Below are 6,654 nucleotides of genomic sequence, written 5' to 3' on the forward strand. Positions count from 1 at the left end.
GGCACACCTCATTGCCTTCAGTGCGGAAGTGGTTTTCTCAACTCCAATCAAAAAGGCAGATAAAATAGAATAACGCGGCTTCGCGCTGTTCTTTCGCTGCATGCAATGCTAATTTCTGATTTTTTGTAATCAGAATGGGGATGGTTGTTGTGTGTTTTTTGTCCTTTAGCTTTTGGCAGTTTTGGCTGTCCAAGCATAGAGTGGGGGAGCTTTCCCTCAAGGAGAATTGCAGATGGCAACGCAACGTATTCGCGATTTTCTTGCAACACATCGTTCTGAAGGTCCATGCTTAATTGTTGACCTTGATGTTGTTCGTGACAACTATTTAAATTTTGAAAAAGCTCTGCCGCAGTCTCGTATTTTTTACGCAATAAAGGCAAATCCAGCTCCTGAAATCTTGCGTTTGCTGAGTTCTTTAGGATCTTCTTTTGATGCGGCTTCTGTTGCAGAAATTGAAATGGCTTTAAAAGCAGGAGCAACGTCAGAGCGTATTTCTTTTGGGAATACGATTAAAAAAGAGCGTGATATTGCACGAGCATATGCATTGGGAGTTTCACTTTATGCCGTTGATTGTGTTGAAGAAGTGGAAAAAATTGCGCGTGTTGCTCCAGGAACACGTGTTTTTTGCCGTGTTCTTACCGATGGCAAAGGTGCAGAGTGGCCATTGTCACGCAAATTCGGTTGTGTTCCAGCTATGGCGGTTGATGTTCTAAGACGGGCACACCAATTGGGTTTGCAAGCCTACGGTGTTTCTTTTCATGTTGGATCTCAGCAGGTTGATCTGAGTGCGTGGGATCGTGCTTTATCGGATGCTTCTACAGTTTTTAAGCGCTTGGAACAAGAAGGTATTTCACTAAGGTTGGTGAATATGGGGGGCGGTTTTCCAACGCGTTATTTGAAAGATGTCCCTACAGAACAAGCTTATGGTACAGCAGTTTTTGATTCATTGAAAAAGCATTTTGGTAATCGTATCCCTGAGACGATTATTGAGCCAGGACGTGCGATGGTTGGCAATGCTGGTGTTATTCGTACAGAAGTTGTTCTAATATCTAAAAAAGCTGATAATGATAATGTACGATGGGTTTATCTTGATATTGGAAAATTTAATGGTCTTGCTGAGACTATGGATGAAGCCATTCGTTATCCTATTGAGACACCTCATGATGATAAGGTAATGGAGCCTTGTATTTTGGCTGGACCAACATGCGATTCGGCAGATGTTCTCTATGAAAAAACACCTTATCCGCTTCCTCTATCCCTAACGATAGGAGATGAAATATTGATTCATGGAACGGGTGCTTACACAACAACTTACGCATCGGTTGCTTTTAATGGTTTTGAGCCTTTACGATCATATGTGATCTGAGGTTTCCTTTTAACTATAGTTTTTTTAGACTTTTTGCTATGCTCGTCATGGCGCTATAAGAGGGCGGTCATTGAGATGAACATGATGAACTTTCAAACAAAAGATGGGGCATGTTTTACACTTTTATTGGAGCAAGAAACCGATAAGCCTTATCGAGAAATTTTGCTTGATTCAACGATGGGGTATGGACGTAAACGTAAATCATCAGAGGCTTTACGTCGTGGTCGGTTAGCTGCTCAAGGACTTTCTTTTGTGGTTAAAAATGCGCTTGGAGAGCTTGTGGGAAGTGTCCGTCTTTGGCATGTTTCTTTTTCTAAAAGAAAAAATAAAACACAACATGCTTTACTTTTGGGCCCCTTGGCTGTTGCATCTGAATGTGCTGGTATGGGAATAGGATCAATTTTAGTCCGCCATGCAATTGAAACAGCAAAAAAATTGGGATATGGCGCCATTTTGCTGGTAGGGGATTTTGAATTTTATCAACGTTTTGGCTTTTCAAATAGTTTAACAGAAAATTTGGCAATGCCTGGTCCTTACGAAAAGCATCGCTTTCAAGCGTTGGAACTGATACCACATTATCTTTCTGGGTGTTATGGCACTTTGGTTCCTAGTGGAGAACGAGAAGTTTCAAATCGTTTTCAGCATCATAAAGTGGCTTGAAGATCGTGTTTATTTTGTTTTTCAACAGCTGGCATTGAGGAGAGCATACTGTTTTGGCTAGAGCCAAAGTATTTAGCGGTACAAAGTTTTTGGGGAGTTGTATTGCGATTTTATTATATGGCTGGTTTCTTATTTTTGATAATTTCAGTTAAGTGAGTAGGAATATATTTTAAGCTCATTTTTTGAAATAGCGTCCTATTTTATAATATTAAAGGAACCGAATTTTTGAGTGGTTTTGTATTCTTTAAAAGCCAGTATCATCATACATTTTCCAGTTTTCAATATCGTTGGTAGATCTTGCATCGAAACGGTTGGATATTTTATTTTTTTCTTAAACAGTTTTTGTTTCTTTGCTTTTTATGTGCAAGGGAATGGTTTTGATTGATTCAATAGAGAGATATTTTGAGAAATTTTATACAATTTTAGCGCTTGTTGAAAGAGAAGGGGCTTAAGAAAGAAAAATATGCAGCAGTAGAATCAAAATTATAGGTATCAGCTTTTTTAAAAGAGTGTAAAAAATAAAATTACATGTTCAAAAGCAGCTTTTTTGAAAAAAATATATAATTACTTTTTTACTATAAAGGTAAATCGTTTTGCAATTAGCATGAGAGGATCAAATACAAAATGATTTTTTCATGTAAAATTTTGCATTCAGAATCAAAAAAACGTTGTCCTACACATTATAAGGGAAATAGGTGCGTGAATAAAAATCACAAGAATCATAAATCTTTTATGAATATTCTTGTAAGACTCAAAAGAGTAAAGGGCCAAGAATCTTTTAATCTTTTGTGCCCTATGGTGATAAATCAAAAATCTTATAGAAATAGCTGCTTTATCTTTATAGTGTGGAGCACGTTAGGTAAGATCTTTGTTTACCGATCATCTAAAACAATTTTTGTATGCGAGAAGTTATTTTAAAAGTGCGTAAAGAGCCTGCATTGAAAAGAATTTTTATCAGAAGAATCATTTAGAATCACATATTTATTTATACTGTCTCTTGAGAAAAGGTAAAGTGCATAGGAAGCGAGGAAAGTGATAAGGATAAAAAATATTTCTCAATTTTAATTAAGCTTAGTGATTTGGTGGTGAATCCATGAGAGGTGGTATTTTTTTGAGAAACATGGTCATAAATGTCAAAACACCAAAGATGATGGTTATGATAAAGAAAATATCACTAAAAGCCATAATCATTGCTTGTATGCGTACCATATTAAACAATTGAGAAAGAGCCAGGGTATAGGAATCAAAGGTTTCTGTTTTGAATAATAAAGTAAGCTTTGAAAGCATTTCAGTTGCTTGTCTGTTTGCGTGGTTAAGTGTTTCGGCTATTCGTTCATAATGGAAATCCGTGCGTTTTGTCATGATAGTGCTGATAATGGCAAGCCCTACAGCACCACCTAGATTCCGTGTGAGATTAAAGAGTCCAGAAGCATTTTGCATTCGTTCTGGTGGGAGTGTTCCCAAGGCAATATTATTAATAGGAACCATACATAACATTACAGAAGCACCACGGAAAACTTGCGGCCAAAAAAGCTGCCAAAAATCCCACTTATCTGTGATAGTGCTTGCCATCCAAGTGCCTATTGCAAAACCAAAAAGTCCTATTGCCATCATTAAACGTGCATCCATTCGTGCTGAAAGGAATCCTGCAAGGGGAGCCGTTAATAACATGACGAATCCTGAAAGAAACAATGTTTCTCCAATCATAAGGGCATCATAATGGCGGATTTGGCTCAAATAGACAGGATAAAGGTACGTGAGTCCATAAAGACCTATCCCCAGTGAAAAGGAAAAAATGGATGCAGCTGAAAAATTGAAATTAGAAAAAGTAGAGAGATCTACAATGGGTTCTTTTGCTGTAAAAGCACGCCAGAAAAACAAGGCGGCAGCAAGAATCATGATAATGAATAAATTCCGAACCAGCCTATCATTCAGCCAATCATGACGTGCGCCTTCTTCTAGTACATACTCTAAAGTTCCTAGAAAAACAGCCATAGAAATGAGCCCCAACCAGTCAAATTTAGCCATGAGAGATGGATTTGCTTTATCAAAATCAATCAATTTCCAAGCGAGAATTGAAATAATAATCCCAAAAGGCACATTAATGAGAAAAAGCCAGTGCCATGATAAGATATGACAAAGATAACCTCCGACCGTTGGACCAATAGTGGGGGCTAATGTTGCGACTAGTCCAACAATAGGGGTAACAATTGGGCGTTTGGAAGGAGGGAAAAGAACATAAGAGGCGACAAAAACGCTTGGGATAATTCCTCCACCAATAAAACCTTGCAATGCACGGTAGATAATCATCTCTCCAATAGATGTTGCTGTTGCACAAAGAACAGAAGTAATCGTAAACCCGATCGCTGATATGGTGAAGAAAATACGTGTTGAAAGCAATCTTCCTAAGAATCCAGAAAGGGGCAACATGATGACTTCAGCGATGAGGTAGGAGGTTTGAACCCATGAAATTTCTTCAGAGCTTGCAGAAAGACCAGCTTGAACTTCGGCTAAAGAGGAGGCAACGATTTGTATATCCAAAATCGCCATGAACATGCCAAAGGCCATAACTATGAAAATCACAATGTTACGGATTTCTATGCGCTCTTGAGACTGTATGGGCTTTGGTATTGAAGATGTCATAATAATGAGGTCATTTGCTTGTTATTATAAGAGACTTTTATCTTGTGGTTTTGTACGTGTATCAACTTCTACTGAAACACTCATTCCTGCTCGGATATGTCCGGTCTTTAAGACTTCTTCTGGAATAGAAATACGTACGGGAATGCGTTGGACAATCTTTGTAAAGTTACCGGTAGCGTTTTGTGGAGGAAGAAGAGAAAAAACAGCACCTGTTGCGGGTGAAATAGAAAGCACTGTTCCTGTAAAGACCTGCTTTTTGAAGGCATCAACAGAAATATAAGCCTTTTGTCCTGCATGAATATTTTGCAACTGTGTTTCTTTATAGTTTGCTTCAATATAAAGTGCATGGATGGGGACTAACGCTGCAAGACGTTGGCCATTTACAACAAAATCTCCCGTTTTTGCTGTTAAATTTCCTATGATTCCATCAAATGGCGCGCGTATAATGGTTGAATCAAGATCACGTTGTGCTTTTTCACGCGAAAGTTCTAAACTCTTTGTTTGGCTTTCTGTTTCACTTCGTTGTGCTTCTAGTACTCGGATATTTGCACGTGCTGCAGCGATTTGTGCATCTGCTCTGTTAATATTTGCAATGGCTTGTTCATAAGCTGATTTGGCATCATCGACATCAGATTGAGGAGCATAACGATTGGCTTTCAGTTCTGTTACACGTTTTAAGGTGAGTTGTGCATTGGTTGCTATGGCTGAAGCGGCTGCTTTTTGCGCTTTTGCATCATCTAAAGCACTATGAGCGGCTGTGATTTGTGCATCAATGCGTAGAAGTGTTTTTTTCTGTGTGTCAAGATGCGCTTTTGTTTGATCCAAGGCTATTTGATAATCACCATTGTCTAAGTAAAATAAAACATCGTCCTTTTTTACAACTTGGTTGGCTTTAATGGCAATTTTTGCAATATATCCATTTAATTTAGTCGCAATAGCGGCTATATCTCCTTGTACATAGGCATCTTCAGTGGATAGCATATAACGCCATTGCGTTATCCATTTGTAGCTAAACCAAAGCACAAAGAGTGCAAAGACAATAAGAAGAGCCTTGATTACTTTCTTTTTTTGCGTTTTATTGAAATTTTTGGTTGAAAAAATTGTCTCAGCTACGGACATGATTTTATACTTTCAATATTTATGTTCCAATGAGTATAATAAACCCATCACTAAGATCGGGTGATATATATGCACGGACGATAAGAGCTTTTCAAACAATAAGGTGATCCCTGGTACATAATGCTAAATATATAAACTTGCAAGTTAGAGATCTTGTTTTCAAGTTAGCGGTCTTATTTTATTGCGCATTTTTTACAAAGACCTCGTACTTCTAGGGTGCTTTTATGTGCTTGGAAGTCAACAGCTTGAACCATCTGTTTTAAACTCGATACAATCGTTTGATTTTGTATTTCGTTGACTGTGCCACAGTTTTCGCAAATTATAAACGTTGTAAGTTCATGTTGACAGTTTTCAGGGTGTAAACAGATCATAAAGGCATTTACACTTTCAAGACGATGAATACACTTTAACTGTACGAGTTTTTCTAACGCACGATAAACTTGGAGAGGTGCACGAAAACCTTCTTCGCGTAAGTGATTGAGAATCGCATAAGCACTTAAAGGCCCTTTTGCATTTTTTAAAGTGTTTAAAACCAATGTTTGGTTACGCGTCAGTTTAGATGACATTGACATCTTCCTTTTGCTCTCGTGGAAAAGCATAAAGCGTGTAAGATATTTATGCAATGGTGATTATAGAATATGTACTCTATCTTTAGCCTTTTACATGACATCCTTGCGATATGTAAGAAAAGTTGCAATCGTTGTGAGGGGAGGGGTATTATAATCTGAAAGCCGCTGCTATCGGGCATGAAACTTTTATACGCTTCTTATTTTTGCTATAATTGCTTGTTGCCAATAATGTCTTGAAATAGGATTTTTTGTTCAATATTTTATTGGTATTGTTTTGGGCATTTTATTTAAAAAAAA

At 37.8% G+C, this 6,654-nt stretch carries 5 protein-coding genes; 2 read left to right on the plus strand and 3 right to left on the minus strand.

All coding sequences use genetic code 11. The features are described from left to right. Positions 1-232: 232 nt before the first annotated feature. Together ACFIK1_RS00965 and ACFIK1_RS00970 are read left to right on the plus strand one after the other, a co-directional pair. Positions 233-1,366 carry a type III PLP-dependent enzyme gene (locus ACFIK1_RS00965; RefSeq protein WP_375633813.1) on the plus strand — a complete coding sequence of 378 codons (1,134 nt, stop codon included), beginning with the start codon at positions 233-235 and terminating at the stop codon, positions 1,364-1,366. A gap of 75 nt (positions 1,367-1,441) precedes the next feature. Continuing rightward, positions 1,442-2,026: a GNAT family N-acetyltransferase gene (locus ACFIK1_RS00970; protein WP_375612299.1), complete on the plus strand. Its 585-nt coding sequence runs from the start codon at positions 1,442-1,444 to the stop codon at positions 2,024-2,026. A gap of 1,071 nt (positions 2,027-3,097) precedes the next feature. Here the strand turns inward: ACFIK1_RS00970 and ACFIK1_RS00975 are convergent. From ACFIK1_RS00975 to ACFIK1_RS00985, 3 genes are all read right to left on the minus strand, one after another. Next, positions 3,098-4,669, minus strand: coding sequence for a DHA2 family efflux MFS transporter permease subunit (locus ACFIK1_RS00975; RefSeq protein WP_375634787.1), 1,572 nt, complete (start codon positions 4,667-4,669; stop codon positions 3,098-3,100). A 24-nt stretch (positions 4,670-4,693) separates the two neighbouring features. Continuing rightward, positions 4,694-5,788 (minus strand): HlyD family secretion protein, encoded by a 1,095-nt coding sequence (locus tag ACFIK1_RS00980; protein ID WP_375633811.1) that lies wholly within the window; start codon positions 5,786-5,788, stop codon positions 4,694-4,696. A 173-nt stretch (positions 5,789-5,961) separates the two neighbouring features. Further along, a complete protein-coding gene (locus tag ACFIK1_RS00985; RefSeq protein WP_375661869.1) occupies positions 5,962-6,354 on the minus strand; it encodes a Fur family transcriptional regulator in 393 nt (130 codons plus the stop codon). Positions 6,355-6,654 lie beyond the last annotated feature (300 nt).

The sequence above is a fragment of the Bartonella sp. OC16QHHD genome, assembly GCF_042194035.1.
Classification (GTDB): domain Bacteria; phylum Pseudomonadota; class Alphaproteobacteria; order Rhizobiales; family Rhizobiaceae; genus Bartonella.

Coding starts and splice junctions, on each gene's coding strand:
- ACFIK1_RS00965 (WP_375633813.1), top strand. CDS start 233: ATGGCAACGCAACGTATTCGCGATTTTCTTGCAACACATCGTTCTGAA.
- ACFIK1_RS00975 (WP_375634787.1), bottom strand. CDS start 4,669: ATGACATCTTCAATACCAAAGCCCATACAGTCTCAAGAGCGCATAGAA.
- ACFIK1_RS00985 (WP_375661869.1), bottom strand. CDS start 6,354: ATGTCATCTAAACTGACGCGTAACCAAACATTGGTTTTAAACACTTTA.
- ACFIK1_RS00970 (WP_375612299.1), top strand. CDS start 1,442: ATGAACATGATGAACTTTCAAACAAAAGATGGGGCATGTTTTACACTT.
- ACFIK1_RS00980 (WP_375633811.1), bottom strand. CDS start 5,788: ATGTCCGTAGCTGAGACAATTTTTTCAACCAAAAATTTCAATAAAACG.